This is a genomic window from Arthrobacter sp. SLBN-83, from assembly GCF_006715285.1.
GTDB lineage: Bacteria > Actinomycetota > Actinomycetes > Actinomycetales > Micrococcaceae > Arthrobacter.
In genome coordinates this window covers 3,107,233-3,128,188 of record NZ_VFMX01000001.1, presented here as the reverse complement: position 1 = coordinate 3,128,188, position 20,956 = coordinate 3,107,233, and the positions used below count along the sequence as shown (strand labels likewise).

The following is a 20,956-nucleotide window of genomic DNA, read 5'->3' as shown; positions in this document are numbered from 1 at the left end:
TGTCCTAGGCTGCGTCGATGCGGATGGCGGCGGGTTCGGGTGCCGGTGCAAGGTCCGACGGCGAGCTGAGCGTGCCGCGCACCGCCGTGGCTGCAGCCACCACCGGGGAGACCAGGTGCGTGCGGCCGCCCTTGCCCTGGCGTCCTTCAAAGTTGCGGTTGGACGTGGAGGCGCACCGCTCCCCCGGCTCCAATTGGTCCGGGTTCATACCCAGGCACATGGAGCAACCGGCGAACCGCCATTCGGCGCCGAAGTCCTTGAAAACGCGGTCCAGGCCCTCGGCCTCGGCTTCGAGGCGGACACGGGCCGAACCCGGAACCACCAGCATCCGGACGTTCGGGTCCTTTTCGCGGCCGCGGATGATGTCCGCCGCGGCGCGCAGGTCCTCGATGCGCGAGTTGGTGCAGGAGCCCAGGAAGACGGTGTCCACGCGGATGTCCTTCATGGGCGTGCCGGCTTCCAGGCCCATGTACTGCAGGGCGCGTTCGGCGGCCGCCTTGGCGTTTTCGTCACCGAAGTCTGCCGGGTTCGGTACGGCCTGGGACAGGGACACGCCCTGCCCGGGGTTGGTGCCCCAGGTGACGAACGGCTCCAGGGTGTCGGCATCCAGGTCCACTTCGACGTCGAAGGTGGCGTCGTCGTCGGTCTTCAGCGTGTTCCAATATTCGACGGCGGCGTCCCACTCAGCGCCTGCAGGCGCGTGCGGGCGGCCCAACATGTACGCATACGTGGTTTCATCCGGGGCCACCATGCCGGCCCGGGCGCCGGCTTCGATGGACATGTTGCAGATGGTCATCCGCGCTTCCATGGACAGGGCGCGGATGGCGGAGCCGCGGTATTCCAGGACGTAGCCCTGCCCGCCGCCCGTGCCGATCTTGGCAATGACGGCCAGGATAATGTCCTTGGCCGTGACGCCGGGACGCAGCGTTCCCTCGACGTTGATGGCCATGGTCTTGAAAGGCTTCAGCGACAGGGTCTGGGTGGCCATGACATGCTCCACCTCGGAGGTGCCGATGCCCATGGCCAGCGCACCGAAGGCGCCATGGGTGGAGGTGTGCGAGTCCCCGCAGACGACGGTCATGCCCGGCTGGGTGAGGCCCAGCTGCGGGCCCACCACGTGGACGATGCCCTGTTCGGCGTCGCCCAGGCTGTGCAGCCGGACACCGAACTCCGCGCAGTTATGGCGCAGGGTCTCGATCTGGGTGCGGCTGGTGAGATCGGCGATGGGCTTGTCGATGTCCAGCGTGGGGGTGTTGTGGTCCTCGGTGGCAATGGTCAGGTCCGGGCGGCGCAGCTTGCGGCCGGCCAGGCGCAGGCCTTCAAACGCCTGCGGGGACGTGACTTCATGGACAAGGTGGAGGTCGATGAACAGAAGGTCGGGCTGGGCGTTGGCACCTTCGCCGTCACCTTTGCGCACCACGTGTGCGTCCCAGACTTTCTCGGCCAATGTCTTTGCCATGGCCATCTCCCTTCACTGCTGTTTGGCTGATTAGTCCAACTGAATCAGGACGGCTCCGCGCTGCGCCAGCCGAAAGATTTGCATCTCAGATATTGAGACGGCAATATCATTACATGGACAATTCTAGTGGAGTCGGTGTCATTGATAAAGCGGCCCAGGTGCTCGACGCACTCGAGGCAGGACCCACCACGCTGGCGCAGCTGGTGGCCGCTACCGGACTGGCCCGCCCCACCGTCCACCGCCTCGCTTTGGCACTGGTGCACCACCGGCTGGTCAGCCGCGACATCCAAGGCCGGTTCGTCCTTGGCAGCCGGCTCGTGGAGCTCGCCTCGGCCGCGGGCGAGGACCGCCTGATCGCCTCCGCGGGCCCCGTGCTGATGCAGTTGCGCGATGCCACGGGTGAGAGCGCCCAGATCTTCCGGCGGCAGGGCGACTGGCGCGTCTGCGTCGCCTCCGCCGAACGCCCCATTGGGCTGCGCGACACCATCCCCGTCGGCACCCAATTGTCCATGAAAGCAGGCTCCGCCGCCCAGGTCCTGCTCGCCTGGGAGGACCATGACAGGCTTCTGGAGGGCCTGCAGTCCGCGCGCTTCACGCCCACCGTCCTGGCAGGCGTACGACGGCGGGGCTGGGGACAGAGCCTTGGCGAACGCGAGCCCGGGGTCGCCTCCGTCTCGGCCCCCGTCCGCGGTCCGTCCGGCAGGGTGATTGCCGCCGTCTCCATTTCCGGACCCATCGAGCGGCTGACCCGCCAGCCTGGGCGCCTGCACGCCGAAGTGGTATGCAACGCCGGCCGGATCCTCACCGAGGCATTGCGGAAAAACAACGACTAACACCCTCCACTCCCCCGGCCGTTCCCGCCGCTAGGCTGTGGCCATGGGCAGCTATGCAGTGTTCCTCCGCGGCATCAATGTGGGCGGAATCAATATCAGGATGGCCGATCTACGGGACGCATTGAAGAAGAGCGGCTTCCCCGACGCCAAGACGCTTTTGGCCAGCGGAAACGTGGTTCTCTCCAGCAAGCTGGACGCAGCCGCCGTCAAGCACGAATGCGAGCGGTGCCTGCGTGCAGCCTTTGGTTACGAAGCATGGGTTGTGGTGCTGGATGCCGGGAAGGTGGCCCAGTTGGTGGAAGCTTGCCCCTACCCAGAGGACGACAAGTCCACGCACACCTACATAACCATCTCATCGGACACCGCTGTCCTGGATGAGCTGGAAGCAGCGGGATCGTTGCTGGAGGAGCATGACCAGCAGCGGCTGGGGCCGGAGGCCCTTGCCTGGCTCGCCCCGGTGGGCGGAACCCTGGACAGTCCCTTCAGCAAGATCAGCTCAAAGGCGAAGTTCAAGGCGGCCACCACCACCCGGAACCTGCGCACCTTAATAAAGGTCCGCGACGCCGCGGCCGCCCTCGACGCCGGACAGGCAACAAGCTCCTAGCCTGGCCCTGCCTTCTTCAGCGCTTTGTTGAAGGCAGCCAGCCGGGCAATTTCCGCCTCCACTGGGGCAACCACCAGCTCCCCAGCCGCACCTGCAACGGCACTGTTGAGCCGGCGTCGGGCCCTTGCGGCACGCGCCCGTGCAGCCCCTGCCGCAATAAAGCGACCGGTAATGGCCAGGAAGATCCCCAACACCACGCCCAGCGCAATCATCAAGGTGGGCACCGGCCATCCCTCCACACGCGGTACCTCCGGCACCGGCAACTGCAGGTAGGCCAGCCCGGCCAGGACGCCCAGCCAGCCCAGGCCGCCCACGACCGTCAGCAGCGCCAGCCACTGCACGATGTTGAAGACTCCCCACCACCAGGCTGTGCGGTTGGCTCCGAGGTCTGTTCCGGCGATGGCCTGGTCCAGCGCGTCGGGCAGCCTGTCCCTTCCGGCCCTTGCCGTCCCCCGGATCGCCGCCCGCCAGGGTCCCGGCGCTCCCGCACTGGCTGAATCCGCAAATTCCCTGACCGCCGCATCCGTCCTTGCCCGTTCCGGGGCGCCGGCGGGCGGCAGCGATGTCCTGTTCAGTTCGGAAGGCGTATCGCGCCGCAGGTTGAGCCGCCGCAGCGGGTCGGGCCGGAAGCGGGAGAGCCAGCGGGTTACCGGCCAGCCTGTCCTGCGCACGGACTCCAGGCGGTAGGACTGCCCCACGGCGCGCACCACGGCGGGGACGTTCGCTGCCTGTGCCAGTTCCTCAGCCAGCCTCGTCTTTGCCCCGGCGCGCACCCCCGCAGCCTCCCCTTCACCGGAGGCGCGCCGCATGTCCTCCGCCGCCTTGGTCACATCGGCGTCCAACCGCCGGGACTGGGCCTCGCGCTGGACAACGACCTTGCGGATGGCAGCACGCACTTCAGGGATTCCCACTCCGGTCGTTGCCGACGAGGCAAGCACCCGTACCTGTTCCAGCCCCTCCCCTGCAAGGATCGCGTGCAGCGAGTCGAGCACCGGCCGCACGTCATGCGCAGGCAGCCGGTCCACCTGGTTCAGGACCACGAGCGTGACGGCGCCGTGGGTTGCAAGGGGCGCCAGGAATCCGTTGTGGAGGGCGGCGTCGGCATATTTTTGCGGGTCGAGCACCCAGACCAGGACGTCCACCATCCCCACCATCCGCTGCACGATCTCGCGGTTGGCCGCCCGGGTGGAGTCGAAGTCAGGCAGGTCCAGCAGGATCAGTCCGGTCTGTTCATCGGCGAAGCCGTCCACCGGGGCGGCGTGGTGCCGGTTTCCCACCTCCAGCCAGTCCAAAAGCGCCTCGCTCTCCCTTGCTCCCCAGACCCCCGCCAATGGTTCCGAGGTGGTGGGACGGCGCGCCGCCGCCGTCGCGATTTCCGCGCCGCTGACGGCGTTAAACAGGGAGGACTTGCCACTGCCCGTCGCGCCGAAAAAGCCCACCACGGTGTGGTCGGCGGACAATGAGCGGCGGGAACTGGCGCGCTCGAGCACATCGAATGCTTCCTGCAGCGCCTCGTCCGCAACCACCCCCTCGCCCAATTCGCGGGCGTCCTGGAGGGCCTGGAGCCGGTTGTCCAGCCGCGTGGACCCCCGCGCCCCGCTGTGGCGGCTCACGCCTTCTCCGCCAGCCGTGCAAGTTCCCCGGCCTGGGCAGCAAGCCGCTGCACAAGGCCGGGATTTTCCTCCGGCAGGCGCTGCAGGAACTTCTGCTGTTCATCCTCCAGCAGTTGTTGGCAGCGCGCCGCCAGGTCCTCACGGGCCTTGTCCGCCATGCGGCGCACCGCATCCTCGCCGAATACGGCCTCCAGCAGGCGCTGGCCCACGACGGCGGTGCCGCCCGCGACGCCGATCTCAAGACCCGTCAGTCCGGCTGTCATGGAGAACACCACGATCATCAGCGCGGCACCGAGTCCGTTGATGCCAAAGGACAACCAGCGGGCCTGGGTGCGCTTGCCCTGCCCTTCCGTGCGGATCAGCTCCATCAATGCTTCCTGCCAGGCCCGGATTTCGGCGGCCGCCCGGTCGGCGAAGTCCGGCGTGGTACCGGACAAATCGTCCCGGCCCAGCAACTGGCGGCCAGCCGGATCCGACCGCCACCGCCGGTCAGTGTCCTCGGCAGCGTTGGCTGCTTCGTCGACGATCACCGCCTGCAGCCCGGTCTCGATGGCCGCCTCAACCCGGACCGCCGGAGCCGGCTCACCCCGGAAGAAAGCGCCCAGGCGGTCCCTGAACCGCCCCACGTTCTGCTCAAGCGTCCGGAAAAACTCGCCGGTGCCCACGAAGTCCTGCCAGCGCGCCAGGACCTCGCCGCGCAGCAGCGCGCCGTCCCGGGTGGCGTCGAGGATCCTGGTGGCCGCGTCACCGTAGGCGGCCACGGCATCCGCTTCGAGCCGTGCAGCTGCCCTTTCCTGTTCACGGACGGCGTCCGTGATGTCCGTGATGCGCTGGGCCAGTGCGCGGACGGCGCCGTTCAGGGTCCGGCGCGCGACGTCGGCCCTGCCGGCGGCGTCGGCTGCCAGCGACGACAGCCACCCGCGCAGCTCGTCCACGGTTCCTGCAGGCAGCATCCCGCCTTGGTCCAGGACGGTTTCCTGGATCACGAAGAGGCGGCTTGCAGAGAGTCCTTCACGGTCGAGAAGTCCCCTAAGGTCCTGGCTCACCTCGGCCTCGGCGCCCAGCGGTACACGGTCCAGCACCACCGCCACGGTGATGTCGCGGGAAGCGGCGTCCAGAAGGAGCTTCCAGGGAACGGCGTCCGCATACCGGTTGGCCGTGGTGACAAACACCCACAGGTCGGCCGCGGCCAGCAGCTGCCCGGCCAGCAGGCGGTTCTGGTCTGAAATGGAGTCGACGTCGGGGGCGTCGAGGAGGGCGATTCCTACAGGCACGGCAGGGTCGGCCAGCAGCACCAGCGAGTCGATGGCCGTCTTCGCCAAGCCGGTCTGGGCCGCGGGTACCGGACTGGCCGCCAGGGTTCCGCGGATCCGGTTCAGTCCGGGCAGGACGCGCTGGCCTTCGAACCAGCTCGCCTCAGCGGGATTGTGCAGCAGGATGGGCTGGCGGGTGGTGGGGCGGATGGCGCCGGCGCGGGTCACGGGATGCCCTATCAGTCCGTTCACCAGGGTGGATTTTCCCGCGCCTGTGGAACCGCCGACGACGGCGAGCAGCGGGGCGTCCAGGCTGCGGTACCGGGGAAGGATGTAGTCATCAAGTTGCGCCCCTGCGGCCGACGTTTCCCGCCGCGCCTGCTCCGCGGCCGGCAGCGCCAACGGCAGTGCGACGTCGTCCAAGCCGGCACGGACTTCCTCCAGCAGCGTCACTGCCGCCGCAGCCTGCGGCGCCGTCTGAGCGGGGCGGTGGTGCTCGTTGCGGGAGGTCACAGCAACATCATGCCAGTTCAGCGGTAGCCGGGAGCCGCCCCGGCGCGTCGCCCGCAGCCGTGCACTCCCCGTCTGAAGGACAACTCCCCATGAAATGACGAGGGGTCTTGTCCATCTGCAGGGGATTCCAGTGACCGGCATTGGGGGAAACAGAAATGGCCCCGGACTGTCGCCCGGGACCATTTTCGATGGTGACCCCAGCGGGATTCGAACCCGCGTTACCGCCGTGAGAGGGCGGCGTACTAGGCCGCTATACGATGGGGCCAAGTACTTTCGGCAGCGTTTCCGCTGCTCAAGCTCAGTGAGTATTTCACACACTTTGCTTTGGTTTCAAATCGGCGAACCGAGTGGAAACCTCCTGTTTTGCGGCCGATAACAGCCTCCAAACCGGAGCTGGGATACCAGGACTCGAACCTAGAATGACGGTACCAGAAACCGTAGTGTTGCCAATTACACCATATCCCAATGGTACTTTCGGGCCGGTTTTCAGGGCGTTTTCCCTGCTCCGTGCGCCTCAGCACGAGAAATTACTTTACCCGAGACTTTCCGCTCGCACAAATCGACATCGCAGGCGCGCCCAGCCTCCCGCCAAAAGCAATCCCGCAAAACCCTTGCCCAGCCTCCAGGCATGTGGTTACTCTCGAGTAAGTTACCCATCGGTAACAACCTCCCTGCCCCAGCCATCGGGCACCCATGAGGAAAACGGGAACGCCTTACCAACCACGGTTCACACCACCGGGCAGCGTCGTCCGGCGGAGAGTTAGGAAGTGTCAGCGTTGACAACCCGCACAGCATCCATCGCAGCAGCCAAACCCCGATTCCGCTCCCAGTCCATCGCCGTCGTCGCCCTGTCCCTCTTGCTGGCTCTCTTTCTTGCCTTCTACACCTATCTCACAGGCCAGATTTCCAACGGTGCCGCACAGCTGATGGATGGCGCCGAGCAGGCATCCGCGGGCGCTGACCAGCTCAAGGACGGTTCAGGCCAGCTGGCCACAGGCGCCGGCGCAGCGAACAAGGGAGCGGTGCAGGTGAAGGACGGGGCCGCCAAGGTGAAGGACGGCAGCGCCGCCTTGAACGCAGGCGCCGCGCAACTGCAGACCGGCGCTGGAAAGATTTACACCGGCGTGCGCGACCAGCTGGCGCCCGGGGTGGACAAGCTCCATGCCGGTACCACCAAATTGCAGAATGACGTCCTGAACAAACTCGTTCCCGGCGTCTACCAGGTGGACGACGGCGCAAAGAAGCTCCAGGCGGGCGCCGTCGCCCTCTCGGCGGCCCTGACCCCGACCGCTGCCGGAAACGCGCCCAACAACCTTGCCGACGGCGCCGGGCAGTTGGCTGCCGGAACGGAGCAGCTCGCAGCGGGAGCCGGGCAACTTGACGCCGGGGCTGGCAGCCTCAGCGCCGGAACAGGGGCGCTGAAGAGCGGAACAGCGCAGCTGAAGGGGTACCCGGGTGCGGGCAACGATCCCACCAAGGGCGACGGGCTCGCCGCACTCAGCCAGGGGCTGGACCAGCTTGAGGCGGCGGCAAACGGCCCCCAGGGCCTGGTGCCGCTTGCGGTGATCAAGGACCAGATTGCCAAACTGGCCGACGGCGGCCGGCGGGCCTACGCAGGGGCGGGCCAGCTGGATGCGGGTGCAGCAAAGCTCAACGACGGCGCCGCGCAGCTGAAGGCCGGAACGGACAAGCTGAACACGGGAGCAGGCCAGTTGAACGACGGCGCTGGACGGCTGAAGGCAGGCTTTTCCACCCTGGCGCAAAAACTCAATGCGACGGACCCGCAGAACCCGGGAGTAGTGCTGGGCACCACCATGCTGGCAGAGGGGACCACAAAAATCCGGGTGGGCATGGACGGTGTTCCCGGCGACCCGGACCACCCCGGTCTGATCTACGCCGCCAACAGCCTGCAGGACGGTACCACCAAACTCAGCGCCGGAGTCAACGGCGACGGCGACCCAGCCAACCCGGGCCTGTTGGCCGGGACCCAGGCGCTTTCCGACGGCACGGTCACCCTAAGCCAGGGCACAGCCCAACTGCAGTCCGGCTCCGCCCAGCTCGCCGACGGCACGGGGAAACTGGCTGACGGCAACGGCAAACTGGACGACGGATCGGGCAAACTCGCCGAAGGCGCCGGAAAGCTGGCGGACGGCAACTCGAGGATCGCGGCAGGGACGGAGGAACTGCACACCAAGGTTGCGGCTGTCTCGCCGTCGTCATGGCTCAACAGCCCCGCAATTGCGCTGCTGCTCGTGGCGCTGCTGGTGGCTGCCGCCGTCGCCGCCTACCTGGTCCTTCGCCGACGGGCAGTCGGCCTCAAAGCCGCCTGACCGGCACCGAACCAGCTGACCCGATGGCCGCGGTCCTTCACGAAGGGCCGCGGCCATGCGCAATTATTTGCGGCAGCTGGTCTATCGCAACAGCTGATTCAAGGAAGCGACCATGCCGCCGTCGAAGTCTTCCACGACCTCGCCGGAGCGGTTAAGCCATACGCCCACCAGCCCTGCCGCCGTCGAACCCTCCGCGTCCAGCAGCCGGTTGTCGCCTACATAGAGCGTCTCGCCGGGGGCAGTGCCCAGCAGCCGGACGCCTTCCAGGTACATCGCCGGATCCGGCTTGGCGACACCCAGGGTGTCGGTGCCCACCAGATGGGTGACCCGTTCCAGTCCGGCACCGTCCAGCTTGGCCCGCTGGTAGTCGTGGACGTTGTTGCTCACGGCACCGTACGGAATGCCCGCGGCGTCGAGAATGTCGAGCAGCGGCAGCACGTCGGGAAACGGTTTGACGTACGCGGGCTGCTTCTCCATATAGGCGCTCAGCCACCGGTGCGATTCCTCACCGTCGGCAAGTTCCACCCCGAAGTGCCCCAGGGCGGCCCGGCCACGGAGCAGGCGCTGTTCGTTGAACGTCAGCTCCCCCGCAAGGTAGCGGTCGTAGTAGTGCGTGGTCTCGTGCGTGAAGATGCGTCCGAACCGCTCCCACCCGGCCTGGTCCAGGCCAGGCAGGAGGTGTTCACTGACCTCGCGCAGTGCGGTCGTCATGGAGTACTCAAGGTCCACCAGGGTGTCATCGATGTCGAACAGGACGCCACGGACAACTCCGAACGGTGTGTTCAAAGCGGCGGCACGTGCCTGGCTGGGAGCGGACATCAGCCGCGGAAGGCGCGGAGCCGGCGCAGTGAGGACTCCTTGCCCAGGATCACCATGGACTCAAACAGCGGCGGCGAGACGCGGCGGCCGGAAACGGCCGTGCGCACGGGGCCGAAAGCCAGCCGCGGCTTGATGCCCATGTCCTCCACCAGGGCCTGCTTGAGGGCAGCCTGGATATCCTCCGCCGTCCAATCAGCCAGCGGGTCCAGGGCGGCGATGGCGGCGTCCAGCACCTCGGAAAGATTGGCGGGAAGGCCCTTGCGCGCGTCATCGGCGATATCGATGGCGTCGTCCGCTTTGAACAGGAAAGCCAGCATCTCCGGCGCTTCACCCAGCAGGGTGATGCGTTCCTGGACCAGCGGTGCGGCCTCGGTGAGGATCTCTTCCTCACGGTCGGTCAGGATCTCCCCCACCAGGCCCGCCTCGCGCAGGTAGTGCGCCACGCGGTCGCGGAAAACCTTCGGCTCGAGCATCCGGACGTGGGTGCCGTTGATGGCCTCGGCCTTCTTCAGGTCGAAGCGTGCCGGGTTGCCCAGGACGTCGTGGATGTCGAAGTGCTCCACGAGCTGCTCCACAGTGAAGATGTCCTCGTCCGCGCTGAGGGACCAGCCCAGCAGCGACAGGTAGTTCAGCAGCCCTTCGGGGATGAAGCCCCGCTCGCGGTGCAGGAACAGGCTGGACTCGGGATCGCGCTTGGAGAGCTTCTTGTTGCCCTGTCCCATGACGTAGGGCAGGTGGCCGAACTCCGGCATGTACTCGGCAACGCCAATGGCGTACAGCGCGCGGTACAGGGCCACCTGCCGCGGCGTGGAGCTGAGCAGGTCCTCGCCGCGCAGCACGTGGGTGATGCCCATCAGGGCGTCATCCACCGGGTTTACCAGTGTGTACAGGGGAGCGCCGTTGGCGCGCACCACGGCAAAGTCGGGCACGGATCCGGCCTTGAAGGTGATCTCACCGCGCACCAGGTCGTTGAACGTAATGTCCTCGTCCGGCATCCGCAGGCGAAGGACAGCCTGTCGGCCCTCCGCCCGGTACTGGGCCAGCTGCTCCTCCGTCAGGTGCCGGTCAAAGCCGTCATAGCCAAGCTTCGGGTCCCGGCCGGCAGCGCGGTGGCGTGCCTCAATCTCCTCGGGGGTGGAGAAGGACTCGTAGATGAACCCGCCCTCATGCAGCCGCTTGATGACGTCCTGGTAGATGTCGCCGCGCTGTGACTGCCGGTACGGCTCATGGGGGCCGCCCACCTCCACGCCCTCGTCCCAGTCGATGCCCAGCCACTTCAGCGCGTCCAGCAGCTGGTGGTAGCTTTCCTCGCTGTCCCGTGCCGCGTCCGTGTCCTCAATCCGGAAGACCAGGGTGCCCTTGGTGTGGCGTGCGTAGGCCCAGTTGAACAGTGCCGTCCGGATCAGTCCGACGTGCGGTGTGCCCGTGGGTGAGGGGCAGAAACGGACGCGGACGGGCGTTTCGGCGGTGACGGGCGGAATGGAGGCGGCAGGTGACGAAGAAGCGATACTCATAGTGGCTTCAACTTTACCCGCCTGGCCGGGCCCGGCCTTCCGCCCGGCAGGACTGGGCCGGGACAGCGTTACCGGCGGACGATGGGGTTGGACAGCCGGCCGATGCCCTCGATTTCCACCTCGAAGCGGTCACCTTCCTTGACCAGGCCCACGCCCGCGGGTGTTCCGGTCATGATCACATCGCCGGGCAGCAGGGTGAAGGCCTGCGACACCAGCGACACGAGTTCGCGCACGCCGCGGATCATCTGGCTGGTGCTGCCATCCTGGCGCACCTCGCCGTTGAGCCGGCCCTGGATCTGCAGGTCCTCCGTGTCCAGGTCGGTCTCGATCCAGGGTCCCAGCGGGGCAGAGGTGTCAAAGCCCTTGGCACGGGTCCACTGCAGGTCGGTCTTCTGGACGTCACGGGCAGTGAGGTCGTTGCCGCAGGTGTAACCAAAGATGACGTCATCCACGCGCTCTTCCGGCACGTCCTTGCAGATGCGGCCGATGACCACGCAGAGTTCGGCTTCGAACGAGACCTCTTCGGAGAACTCGGGCAGCACCACGGGATCATTCGGGCCCACGACGGCCGTGTTCGGCTTGAGGAACAACAGCGGCTGCGCCGGCACTTCGTTGCCCAGCTCCTTGGCGTGCTCCACGAAGTTCCGGCCCACCCCGATCACCTTGCTGCGCGGAATGATGGGCGCAAGCAGCCGGACGTCCTCCAGCTTGTGGCGCACCGAGGTGCGCTCCACGCCATTGAAGAAGGGGTCGCCGTGGATGACAGTGATTTCCTCACTGCCGGGTTCACCTTCCACGACGCCGTACAGGGGATCGGAATCGACTACAAACCTGGCAATACGCATGGCTCCTACCCTACCGTCCCGCCGCCGTCGTCCTGCCCGCCATTCCCCTCGCGCAGGTAGGAAAGCTGCGCGGCTACGGACAGTTCCGCAGCGCGGCGGACGGAGGGGCCGACGTCGGCATAGACGGCGTCAGCCACTTCCCCTACGGACGCGTCCCGGCCCAGCCGGCGCAGCGCCGCGCGGATCTGCGCCAGCCGTTCCTCCCGGTGCGTCCGGTAGTCGTGGACGATGCCTTCGAGGGACGGCAGCACCGGCCCGTGCGCCGGCAGGACGGTTGCGGGGCCCAGTGCCGCCAACCGGTGCAGGGACGCGAGGTAGTCACCCAGCGTGCCGTCCGGGTAGTCCAGGACGGTGGTCCCCCGCCCAAGCACGGTATCGCCGGTCAGCACCGCACCGTACTCCCCGTCTGCCGGCAGGTGGAAGCAGACGGAGTCGGAGGTGTGCCCGGGCGTGGCCAGCACGGCGATCTCCAGCCCTGCCGCCCGGATCAGCTCGCCGTCAAGGAGTGGCGCTCCCCCACCATGGCAATGGAGCGGATCCGCAGCGCGGACCGGTGCCCCCGTCAGCTGGTGCAGGCGGGCAGAACCGGCAGTGTGGTCCGCGTGCCGGTGGGTTACCAGGACGAGCTCGACGGCGCCGGCACCGGCAAGTGCCGCCAGGTGCGTTTCGTCCTGGGGCCCCGGGTCCACCACCACTACGCTCGAGTGGCCAGGGTCTCGCAGGATGTAGGAATTGGTGCCGTCCAGGCTCATGGGTCCGGGGTTGGGGGCCAGGATGAACTGGGTGAAGCCGGAGCTGCGTTGCAGGGTGGGGCCGGAATCAGTGGTCACGAACCCATCCTTGCATGCGGCCTCCCTCCAATTGAGCACCCGCTCCCCAGCCTCTGCACGTCACCCACCGGCGGAATAGAACGCCCGCAGCCCGGAGTTGGCACCCAGTGACAGCACTACGATTACCAGCAGGAAGCCGGATATCTCCCATGAGCACAGCAACACTCGCAGACCTTCTCGCCCAGGCGGACACGGACGGCCACGACCATTCCGCAACCGAGAAGGCCACCGGCCTCCTGCACATCCACAACCACGCCACCGGCAGCATCGTCTGGTTCCCCACCTGGAAGAAATTCCGCGACACGGCGGACTGGACGGAAGCCGTTTCGGGGATCACTGCGGAACTGGAGGCAGCCTCCGCACCTGCGGACCAGGCCGGCGCGGCCATCCTGGCCGCAGATTTGGAGACCCTGCTGGAGCAGGCGTCCCGGTCCAGCGACGCCATCGTGTTCGTCCAGGAAAACCTCACCCGCCACCTGACCAGGGCCTGGGCTGTGGGCAACGCGGCGGCCAAGGCCAACGACAAGGACCTCTTCACCGGCGGGGCCATGCCCTCCGTCTACGCCGGCTACCCGTACGATGTGTACGCCCAGGATGGCGGCGTTTTTGCCACCACGCTGTGGAACGACATCATCGACGCCCGCCGCAACCGGGCTTTGGCGGAGGAAGCAGCGCGCAAGGCACTCAAGCCGGTGTCGCGCAAAGCCATGAAGAACGCGGCCCGGAAGGCAGCGCGGCGCTGAACCACCGTCGTCGGCCGTAACGCAGAACGCCGCCTGCCGGACCTAAGTCCGGCAGGCGCCGTCGTGCTTAAGTTACGGGCTATGCCAGGCGGGTCAACCAGCCGTGGGTGTCCGGTTCCGCGCCCGTCTGGATGCCCAGGAGCTTTTCGCGGATGGCCATGGTCACCTCGCCTGCTTTAGCGTCCTCGGAGCCGATGAATTCGGTGGCGTCCTTGAGGACCCCGATGGGGGTGATGACCGCTGCGGTGCCACAGGCGAACACCTCGGTGATCTCGCCGGAGGCAACGCCGTCGCGCCATTCATCCAGGGTGATCTTGCGCTCAGCCACCTCGCGGCCCATGTCCTTGGCCACCTGGATCACGGACATGCGGGTGACGCCCTCCAGGATGGTGCCGGTGAGCGCGGGCGTGGCCAGCGAACCGTCCTTCAGGACGAAGAACACGTTCATGCCGCCGAGCTCTTCCACGGCGTTGTCATTGGCCTGGTCCAGGAACAGCACCTGCTTGCAGCCGTTGGCCTCCGCTTCCTGCTGGGCGATCAGCGAGGCCGCGTAGTTGCCGCCGCACTTGGCGTCGCCGGTGCCGCCGCGGCCTGCCCGGGCATACTGGCGGGAGATCCAGATGGAGACGGGCTTGAGCTCGCCGCCAAAGTAGTTGCCGGCGGGCGAGGCGATGACACGGAAGGACACCTCGCGGGCAGCGCGGACGCCCAGGAAGGCCTCGGTGGCGATCATGAAGGGCCGCAGGTACAGGGCTTCGCCGTCGCCGGAGGGCACCCACTCCTTGTCCACAGCCACAAGCTCGCGGATGGCGCTGAGGAAGTATTCGGCCGGCAGCTCGGGCAGGGCCAGGCGGCGGGCGGACTTGTTCAGGCGCGCCGCGTTGGCCTCGGGCCGGAAGGTCCACACGGAGCCGTCGGCATGCCGGTAGGCCTTGAGGCCCTCGAAGATCTCCTGGCCGTAGTGGAAGACGGCGGCGGAGGGGTCCAGGACGATCGGACCGTAGGGTTCGATCCGGGCATCGTGCCAGCCGCCGTTGCCGTCCGCGTCCACGCTGTAGTCGACGATGGCGGTGTGGTCGGTGAAGTAGTTGCCGAATCCCGGGTTCGCCAGGATGGCTGCACGCTCTTCGGCGGACTTCGGGTTCTCCGAGGGCTGCCGGGTGAATTCGACGCCATGGGCGGTCTGAGTCATGGTTCCTCCACGATCGGCCGCCCGCGGTTCAGCGCTGAACAACGGGGCGGCATTTGGTGATTCGAGACAAGCTTACGCCCGAAGCCGGCGGCAGCCGGCCGCGGCGTTTACAGCTACAGGCCGGCGGCGATGGCGTCGCCAACTGCGCTGGTGCTGCGCGGGCTGCCGTCGCGCTTTTCGACGTCGGCAACCACGGCGGCTTCGATCTTCCGGGCGGCTTCGGCGTAGCCCAGGTGGTCCAGCAGGAGCGCGGCGGAGAGGATGGCCGCGGTGGGGTCCGCCTTGCCCTGGCCGGCGATGTCCGGCGCGGAACCGTGGACCGGCTCGAACATGGACGGTGCGGTGCGGTCCATGTTGATGTTGCCCGATGCCGCCAGGCCGATCCCGCCGGTGACGGCCGCGGCAAGGTCGGTGATGATGTCGCCAAACAGGTTGTCGGTGACGATCACGTCGAAGCGGGACGGGTCCGTGACCATGAAGATGGTGGCGGCATCAATGTGCAGGTAGTCGTGGGTGACCTCGGGGAACTCCTGCGCAACGGCTTCGACGGTGCGCTTCCACAGGTGCCCGGCATAGACCAGGACGTTGTGCTTATGCACCAGGGTGACGTGCTTGCGCTCCCTTGCACTGGCGCGGCGGAACGCGTCGCGGACCACGCGCTCCACGCCGTGGGCGGTATTCAGGGAGACCTCGGTGGCTACCTCATGCGGCGTGCCGGCCCGCAGGGTGCCGCCGTTGCCGACGTAGGGGCCCTCGGTGCCTTCGCGCACCACGATGAAGTCGATGGTTCCAGGGTTGGCCAGCGGGCTGCCCACCGTGCCGTAAAGCCGCGACGGCCGCAGGTTGACGTAGTGGTCCAGGCTGAAACGGAGCTTGAGCAGCAGTTCACGCTCGATGAGTCCGGACGGGATGCGGGTGTCACCCGGGGCGGCCCCCACCGCGCCGAAGAGGATGGCATCGCGTTTCTTCAGGTCTTCCAGGACATGGTCCGGGAGGGTCTCCCCCGTGGCGAGCCAGTGCCCGGCGCCGAGTTCGTAGTGCGTCGGCTTGAGCTGCACACCCTCCGCGGCCACCGCCTTCTCCAGGACTTTGAGGGCCTCGGCGATGACCTCGGGGCCGATGCCGTCGCCGGAAATTACTGCAAGATCGATGGAGGATGCGCTCATGTTTTCAGGGTAGCCAAGACATCCATATGGTGGTCAAGCTGTCTCAGCTTTTGGACAAGAGCGCATCGCTCCAGCGTTTTGCTACTCCGTGGGTTCCTCAAATTTGGGGAACACGGGCGTGGGGGCGGGCAGTCCGGTCCCCGGCACGATGGGGGTGGAGATCGCGGTGAACAGCCGCGCATCGCCTTCCGGCTGGCCGAGCGCATCGAGGAGCTTGGCGGTGGCGTTCGGCATCACCGGCTGGGCCAGGATGGCCACGATCCGCAGCACCTCCAGCGTCACGTACAGCACGGTGTTCATGCGTTCGACGTCGGTCTTCCGCAGCACCCAAGGGGCCTGTTCGGCGAAGTAGGCGTTGGTGTGGTGCAGCACGCCCCAGATGGCCTCCAGGGCACGGCTGAATTCCTGCTTGTCGAAGGCGGCACGGGCAGCCTCCAGCAGTCCATTGGCCTGGGCCAGGATGGCGTCGTCCTCCGCAGTGAACGCACCGGGCGCGGGCACGGCGGCGCCGCAGTTCTTGGCCACCATGGACAGCGACCGCTGGGCCAGGTTGCCGAAGTTGTTGGCCAGGTCCGAGTTCATCCGGCCCACGATGGCGTCGTGGTTGTAGCTGCCGTCCGCCCCAAACGGAACCTCGCGCAGGAAGAAGAACCGCACCTGGTCCAAGCCGTAGCGGGCCACAAAATCCGCCGGGGCCACCACGTTGCCCAGGGACTTGGACATCTTGACCCCGTTGTTGTGCAGGAAGCCGTGGATCATGACGCGCTTGGGCAGCTCAAGCCCGGCGCTCATCAGGAAGGCAGGCCAGTAGATGGCGTGGAACCGTGAAATGTCCTTGCCGATGATGTGCACGTCCGCAGGCCAGTACTTCCGGAACTTCTCCGAGTCCACGTCCGGGTAGCCCACGCCGGTGAGGTAGTTGGTCAGCGCATCCACCCAGACGTACATCACGTGCTTGTCGTTGCCCGGAACGGGGACGCCCCAGTCGAAGGTGGTGCGGCTGATGGACAGGTCCTCGAGGCCGCGCTTGACGAAGCTGATGACCTCGTTGAACCGGTACTGCGGGGCGCCGAATTCGGGGTGGGACTCGTAGAGGGCCAGCAGCTTGTCCTGGTAGGCGGACAGCCGGAAGAAGTAGCTCTCCTCAGCCGTCCACGTCACTTCGGTGTCCGTCTCTTTCGAGTAGCGCACGCCGTCGTCCTTGACCACCGTCTCGTCCTCGGCGTAAAACGCCTCGTCCCGCACGGAGTACCAGCCCTCGTACTTGTCGAGGTAGATGTCTCCGTTGGCTTCCATCTTTTTCCAGATGGCCTGCGACGCCGCGTAGTGGTCGGCGTCGGTGGTGCGGATGAAGCGGTCGTAACTGATGCCAAGGGCGGAATGCGCGGCCTGGTAGATCTCCGCGTTCCGGTCCACCAGCTCCTTGGGCGTGATGCCTTCCTTCTCCGCCGTCTGGGCAATCTTCATGCCGTGCTCGTCGGTGCCGGTCAGGAACATCACGTCATAGCCGTCCAGCCGCTTGAAGCGCGCCATGGCATCGGTGGCAATGTACTCGTAGGCGTGTCCGATGTGCGGCACGCCGTTGGGGTAGGTGATGGCCGTGGTGATGTAGAACGGCGTTTTCTCTGGAGCAGTCACGGTTGGACGGTTACCTTCGGTGCGGTGGAGTGGGCTAGATCAGTTCTGTCAGGGTATCGCTCAGCCGGACCAGTTCGTGGTCGTGCGAGGCCACCAGGACGGCAATCCCGTCCGAGGTGGTGTCCTTCAGGATGCTGATGATGCGGTTGGCGGAGGCACGGTCCAGCGAGGCGGTGGGCTCGTCCACCACCAACACCCTGGTGCCCAGGATCAGTGCGCGGGCAATCGCCACGCGCTGCCGTTCACCGCCGGACAGCTGGGCGGGACGATGCCGCATGCGCCGGCCCAGGCCCACCAGGTCCAGCAGGTCCTTGGCCATGTCGCGCCGCTGGTCCACCTCGCCGTCGGGGACGGCGGGCAGGAGCACGTTCTCCAGGGCGCTCATGCCGTCGATCAGGGCACCGCCCTGGTCCACGTAACCGATCAGGGCACGACGGCGGTCGGCGATTTCGTCGTCGCCCATGCTTTCGAGGGAATCGCCTTCCCAGAAGACGCGGCCCGACGTCGGCAGGGTCAGTCCCGCACCGACAGTCAGGATGCTGGTCTTGCCCGAGCCGCTTCGGCCGGCCACGCAGTGCATCTCGCCCGCGTGCAGGGTCAGGTCGAATCCTTCCACCACGCTCACGGCCTCGGCGCCGCCCTTGCCGCCGCCGTAGCGGATGGTGATGTCCCGCATCTCCAGCGGGGTGGCGTGGTCTGCCGACTTGACGATGGTGTTGGCCCGGGTCTGCAGGGGGACCTCATTGGAGCCGCTCCTGCGGCTGCGCTGGACGTTCGTCGGGTTTGTCATTGGACCACTTTCGTTGCAATCGGTATCCAGCAAATTACAGCCACCAGCCCGGCCACGGCAGCCCAGATTGCTGCATAGGGGGCCAGCAGCAGGCCGATGCCCAGGGCGCCCAGCACGCCCAGGGGCAGGGCCACGGTTCCCACCAGCGCATTTTCGAACAGCCGGACCTGGCGGAGCATGTCCGGGTTCCAGCCCATGGCCTGGAGGATGCCCAGGTACTGCCGCTTGGCGTTGAGCTCGAACCGGCCCGTGACCAGGGTCAGGACCAGCCCCACTGCAACGCCGGCAACTGCCAGCAGGATGCTGGGCAGCGTCACGCTGGCTGCGGCCAGCCCGCTGAGGGCACTGGCGCCGGCTGCCCGCGGAATGTCGATCAGCAGCGCGATCAGCCCGCCCACGGCGGCACCGAAAACGCCCACAGCGACCGCCAGGGACAGCGTGTTGAACTTGTTGGTGCTCAGCTGCCGGTTGGCGAAAGTCAGCGGGGAATCTACCTGGATGAGCCGTTCGTCATGCTGCGGCTCCTGGTCGATCACGTCGCGGTGGCGCAGCTGCTGGGCGGCAAAGAGGGCCGCACCACAGTACAGGAGCACGACGGCGGCACACACCAAAGCGGTGGCGAGGCTCCAGCTCAGCAGGCTGAGCACAAGACCGGCGGCGGCGAGCAGCACGGCCCCCACGCCGAACTCCTCAAGCACCCAGCTGCGGATCCGCCTTTGGGTCCAGCCCATGGCCCGCAAGGTGCCCGCTTCGCTGCGGCGCTTCCGGATGTAGCTGACGGTCGATGCGCCCGTCAGCAGGGCTGCTCCGCACAGCGTGAGGAAGAGCAGGGTGATGTTGGTTCCGGACAATGCTCCGGTGACGGCCTCGGCAGCGTTCTGGCGGACCCAGGACTGCTGGACCGTGCCCAGCGCCGATTCCTTGCCGGCTCCGTCCTTGGAGTAGCCGGGGACGAAGATGCTGGTGTCCTCGCGGGCCGAACCGGCCACCACGGTGGCGTCCAGGCCCATGTCCCGGATCTCGGCGGCGAGCTTCTCCACCTCGGGCTGGGCGTCCTTCCAGCTGCCCGGCGCCTTGGCGCGGACACGGACGGCGTCGATGACGGCCGCGTTCTGCTTGTAGCCGCGCGCTGCTGCGAGGCCATAGAAGTCGGTAATGGCCCCGGCGGACTGGCTGGCGAGTCCGGTGGCACTCAGCGAAGGCTTCAGCTGTGCCTCGGGCACGTCCTTCCCGGCCGCATCCTTGACCAGGGTGAACGGGGTGGGGTCGTACCCGCCCAACGGAAGCTTGTTGACGTCGCCCGAGGCTGCCTCCACGGCGGCGGGGTCGAACGTGCCGTAGACCATGGGCAGCGGCTGGGCAGCCTGCTGCTGGCCGGTGGACAGGTTGTCCCGGTAGGACCTCTCGTCCACCGGGTCGCGCTGGGTCTGGTCAACGGGCGCACCGCTGGACGCCTTGTCAGGCAGGCGGTTGACGGTGACCCATTCGCCCGGCACTGCCGTTTTGTCCACGGCACCGTTGGATGCGGTGCCGCCATCGGTGTACTTGGGGGCGCCGGCGAAGTTGGTGCTCCACTTGGCAGGTGTGTACAGGCCCGGGTTGAAGTTCCCGTTGGCGCCCAGCAGCGAGGAGTGGTCCGTCGACCCCGGCCAGGACAGCACGAAGGGATCCTTGGAGACAAAAGGCAGGTAATCCTTGCCCAGGGACTTCGAAACGGTACCGACGTCCTTGACCACCTTGCCGGCGTCGTCAATTTCCTCGATCTTGACGTTGTACTTCAGGTCCAGCGAGGTGCCGGAACGGACGATCAGCGGAACAGCCTGGGAGGCGCTGGTCAGCTGGCCGGTGCGCTTTGCCTGCTGGTACTGGGTCATCAGGGGCGCCCAGTACTTGAGCTTGACACCCAGGAAGTCAGGGCCTTCCTTAAGCTGGTCCATGCTGATGCCGCTGGTGAAGAGCCCTTCCAGGTAGCGGCCCACGGCACCGGCGCCGCGCGCGTCCGCCGGCGGCGCCTTCTCCAGTGGAGCCAGGAAGTCGCCGGCCGAGCCAAGCAGGGCCCGCTCGGCGGCGGGGTCAACGGCCACCACGGATTCGGTGACCTCAGGGGCGAGCGGCAGGGCCACGGAAAGGTTGAAGAGGTTGTGCTCTGAGCCGCCAGCCGGGGCGGGGAACTTGATGCCGGTCTCCCCCGTCGGCGCGGCGATGCGGATGCTGCTGCCGCCGGCTGCCTTCTCCTCCACGAGCTTGGCCTTGCCGAGCGTTCCTTCGGCGGTGGTCTTGAACAGCGTCTGTTCGGTGCTGCCGTCGGAGCTGACGGCGCTGGCCGTGAGACGGTACTTTTTGGCGGTGTCCGTCAGCACGGATTCGGCTGCGGGCCACTTGTCCGGAGCGGTGGCGCCCGCGGCCTGGTCTGACGTGGCGGTACCGGCCAGGCCGGCGTTGTAGCCCAGGTAGTCCATGGCGTCCAGGCGGGGCGTTTCCAGGTTCTGCGTGACGCGCGAGACAAGGCTGATGGGGGCGGCCACGGAGGTGCCGGACAGCTTCCGGATGGAGTCCAGCTGGTCGAAGCCGATGCCGCCGGCGCCGTTGGCAATCTCCGGCTGCAGGAGTGCCCCGGAGGGCGCCTTGGCCTGGACCAGGATGTCGTAGAGCCCCCTCGAGTTTTCATCGACCGTCCGGTTGAGCGCAGCCTGCGACTGGCTTTGAACGAGGACCGACAAGCACATGGCTGCGATCAAGATGGCCGCGGTCAACAGCAGCACCCTGCTTCTGATGAACCTCTGGACGGCGTTCATGGAACTCCCTGAAACCTGG

At 67.0% G+C, this 20,956-nt stretch carries 16 protein-coding genes and 2 tRNA genes; 4 read left to right on the top strand and 14 right to left on the bottom strand.

Annotated elements, in window-relative coordinates:
• Positions 1-4: 4 nt before the first annotated feature.
• Positions 5-1,459 carry a 3-isopropylmalate dehydratase large subunit gene (gene leuC / locus FBY30_RS14580; protein ID WP_142133503.1) on the bottom strand — a complete coding sequence of 485 codons (1,455 nt, stop codon included), beginning with the start codon at positions 1,457-1,459 and terminating at the stop codon, positions 5-7.
• 113 nt (positions 1,460-1,572) lie between these two features.
• On the opposite strand from leuC, the gene FBY30_RS14575 reads away from it, so the two are divergent.
• Entirely contained in the window at positions 1,573-2,292 is a 720-nt protein-coding gene (locus FBY30_RS14575) for an IclR family transcriptional regulator (RefSeq protein WP_009356552.1), read from the top strand.
• A 43-nt stretch (positions 2,293-2,335) separates the two neighbouring features.
• The gene (locus FBY30_RS14570; RefSeq protein WP_142133502.1) at positions 2,336-2,896 is read left to right on the top strand and encodes a DUF1697 domain-containing protein; all 561 of its coding nucleotides are present in this window, start codon (positions 2,336-2,338) and stop codon (positions 2,894-2,896) included.
• Here the strand turns inward: FBY30_RS14570 and FBY30_RS14565 are convergent.
• The 4 genes from FBY30_RS14565 to FBY30_RS14550 all read right to left on the bottom strand — a co-directional run bounded on the left by FBY30_RS14565 (position 2,893) and on the right by FBY30_RS14550 (position 6,740).
• Entirely contained in the window at positions 2,893-4,509 is a 1,617-nt protein-coding gene (locus FBY30_RS14565; RefSeq protein WP_142133501.1) for a GTPase, read from the bottom strand. The two genes, FBY30_RS14570 and FBY30_RS14565, sit on opposite strands and share 4 nt — an antisense overlap.
• Positions 4,506-6,275: a dynamin family protein gene (locus FBY30_RS14560; protein WP_200830695.1), complete on the bottom strand. Its 1,770-nt coding sequence runs from the start codon at positions 6,273-6,275 to the stop codon at positions 4,506-4,508. The genes FBY30_RS14565 and FBY30_RS14560 overlap by 4 nt, the downstream gene beginning before the upstream one ends.
• 189 nt (positions 6,276-6,464) lie before the next feature.
• Positions 6,465-6,540 (bottom strand) — tRNA-Glu (locus FBY30_RS14555).
• A gap of 128 nt (positions 6,541-6,668) precedes the next feature.
• Positions 6,669-6,740: transfer RNA gene (locus FBY30_RS14550), tRNA-Gln, on the bottom strand.
• Between the two features lie 302 nt (positions 6,741-7,042).
• Between FBY30_RS14550 and FBY30_RS14545 the strand changes: the two genes are divergently transcribed.
• Positions 7,043-8,605, top strand: a complete 1,563-nt coding sequence (locus FBY30_RS14545) for a hypothetical protein (RefSeq protein WP_235009450.1) — start codon at positions 7,043-7,045, stop codon at positions 8,603-8,605.
• A gap of 81 nt (positions 8,606-8,686) precedes the next feature.
• Here the strand turns inward: FBY30_RS14545 and FBY30_RS14540 are convergent, their stop codons facing one another.
• The 4 genes from FBY30_RS14540 to FBY30_RS14525 all read right to left on the bottom strand — a co-directional run bounded on the left by FBY30_RS14540 (position 8,687) and on the right by FBY30_RS14525 (position 12,613).
• Positions 8,687-9,424: an HAD family hydrolase gene (locus tag FBY30_RS14540; protein ID WP_142133499.1), complete on the bottom strand. Its 738-nt coding sequence runs from the start codon at positions 9,422-9,424 to the stop codon at positions 8,687-8,689.
• The gene (gene gltX, locus FBY30_RS14535) at positions 9,424-10,938 is read right to left on the bottom strand and encodes a glutamate--tRNA ligase (RefSeq protein ID WP_142133498.1); all 1,515 of its coding nucleotides are present in this window, start codon (positions 10,936-10,938) and stop codon (positions 9,424-9,426) included. The genes FBY30_RS14540 and gltX overlap by 1 nt, the downstream gene beginning before the upstream one ends.
• 68 nt (positions 10,939-11,006) lie before the next feature.
• Positions 11,007-11,783 carry a fumarylacetoacetate hydrolase family protein gene (locus FBY30_RS14530; RefSeq protein WP_142133497.1) on the bottom strand — a complete coding sequence of 259 codons (777 nt, stop codon included), beginning with the start codon at positions 11,781-11,783 and terminating at the stop codon, positions 11,007-11,009.
• Positions 11,784-11,788: 5 nt separating this feature from the next.
• The gene (locus tag FBY30_RS14525) at positions 11,789-12,613 is read right to left on the bottom strand and encodes an MBL fold metallo-hydrolase (RefSeq protein ID WP_142133496.1); all 825 of its coding nucleotides are present in this window, start codon (positions 12,611-12,613) and stop codon (positions 11,789-11,791) included.
• 149 nt (positions 12,614-12,762) lie between these two features.
• Here FBY30_RS14525 and FBY30_RS14520 point away from each other — a divergent pair, with 149 nt between their 5' ends.
• The gene (locus tag FBY30_RS14520) at positions 12,763-13,356 is read left to right on the top strand and encodes a hypothetical protein (RefSeq protein WP_142133495.1); all 594 of its coding nucleotides are present in this window, start codon (positions 12,763-12,765) and stop codon (positions 13,354-13,356) included.
• 79 nt (positions 13,357-13,435) lie between these two features.
• Here FBY30_RS14520 and FBY30_RS14515 read toward each other — a convergent pair whose 3' ends face one another.
• The 5 genes from FBY30_RS14515 to FBY30_RS14495 form a co-directional block, all read right to left on the bottom strand.
• The gene (locus tag FBY30_RS14515) at positions 13,436-14,548 is read right to left on the bottom strand and encodes a branched-chain amino acid aminotransferase (RefSeq protein WP_142133494.1); all 1,113 of its coding nucleotides are present in this window, start codon (positions 14,546-14,548) and stop codon (positions 13,436-13,438) included.
• A 113-nt stretch (positions 14,549-14,661) separates the two neighbouring features.
• The gene (locus FBY30_RS14510; RefSeq protein ID WP_142133493.1) at positions 14,662-15,714 is read right to left on the bottom strand and encodes a 3-isopropylmalate dehydrogenase; all 1,053 of its coding nucleotides are present in this window, start codon (positions 15,712-15,714) and stop codon (positions 14,662-14,664) included.
• A gap of 81 nt (positions 15,715-15,795) precedes the next feature.
• Positions 15,796-17,352, bottom strand: a complete 1,557-nt coding sequence (gene metG / locus FBY30_RS14505) for a methionine--tRNA ligase (protein ID WP_142133492.1) — start codon at positions 17,350-17,352, stop codon at positions 15,796-15,798.
• Positions 17,353-17,386: 34 nt separating this feature from the next.
• Positions 17,387-18,142: an ABC transporter ATP-binding protein gene (locus FBY30_RS14500; RefSeq protein ID WP_141160114.1), complete on the bottom strand. Its 756-nt coding sequence runs from the start codon at positions 18,140-18,142 to the stop codon at positions 17,387-17,389.
• Positions 18,139-20,937 (bottom strand): ABC transporter permease, encoded by a 2,799-nt coding sequence (locus FBY30_RS14495; RefSeq protein ID WP_142133491.1) that lies wholly within the window; start codon positions 20,935-20,937, stop codon positions 18,139-18,141. Before FBY30_RS14495 ends, FBY30_RS14500 begins: the two co-directional genes overlap by 4 nt.
• Between the last annotated feature and the right edge of the window lie 19 nt (positions 20,938-20,956).

Coding starts and splice junctions, on each gene's coding strand:
- leuC (WP_142133503.1), bottom strand. CDS start 1,459: ATGGCAAAGACATTGGCCGAGAAAGTCTGGGACGCACACGTGGTGCGC.
- FBY30_RS14575 (WP_009356552.1), top strand. CDS start 1,573: ATGGACAATTCTAGTGGAGTCGGTGTCATTGATAAAGCGGCCCAGGTG.
- FBY30_RS14570 (WP_142133502.1), top strand. CDS start 2,336: ATGGGCAGCTATGCAGTGTTCCTCCGCGGCATCAATGTGGGCGGAATC.
- FBY30_RS14540 (WP_142133499.1), bottom strand. CDS start 9,424: ATGTCCGCTCCCAGCCAGGCACGTGCCGCCGCTTTGAACACACCGTTC.
- gltX (WP_142133498.1), bottom strand. CDS start 10,938: ATGAGTATCGCTTCTTCGTCACCTGCCGCCTCCATTCCGCCCGTCACC.
- FBY30_RS14530 (WP_142133497.1), bottom strand. CDS start 11,783: ATGCGTATTGCCAGGTTTGTAGTCGATTCCGATCCCCTGTACGGCGTC.
- FBY30_RS14520 (WP_142133495.1), top strand. CDS start 12,763: ATGAGCACAGCAACACTCGCAGACCTTCTCGCCCAGGCGGACACGGAC.
- FBY30_RS14515 (WP_142133494.1), bottom strand. CDS start 14,548: ATGACTCAGACCGCCCATGGCGTCGAATTCACCCGGCAGCCCTCGGAG.
- FBY30_RS14510 (WP_142133493.1), bottom strand. CDS start 15,714: ATGAGCGCATCCTCCATCGATCTTGCAGTAATTTCCGGCGACGGCATC.
- FBY30_RS14500 (WP_141160114.1), bottom strand. CDS start 18,142: ATGACAAACCCGACGAACGTCCAGCGCAGCCGCAGGAGCGGCTCCAAT.
- FBY30_RS14495 (WP_142133491.1), bottom strand. CDS start 20,937: ATGAACGCCGTCCAGAGGTTCATCAGAAGCAGGGTGCTGCTGTTGACC.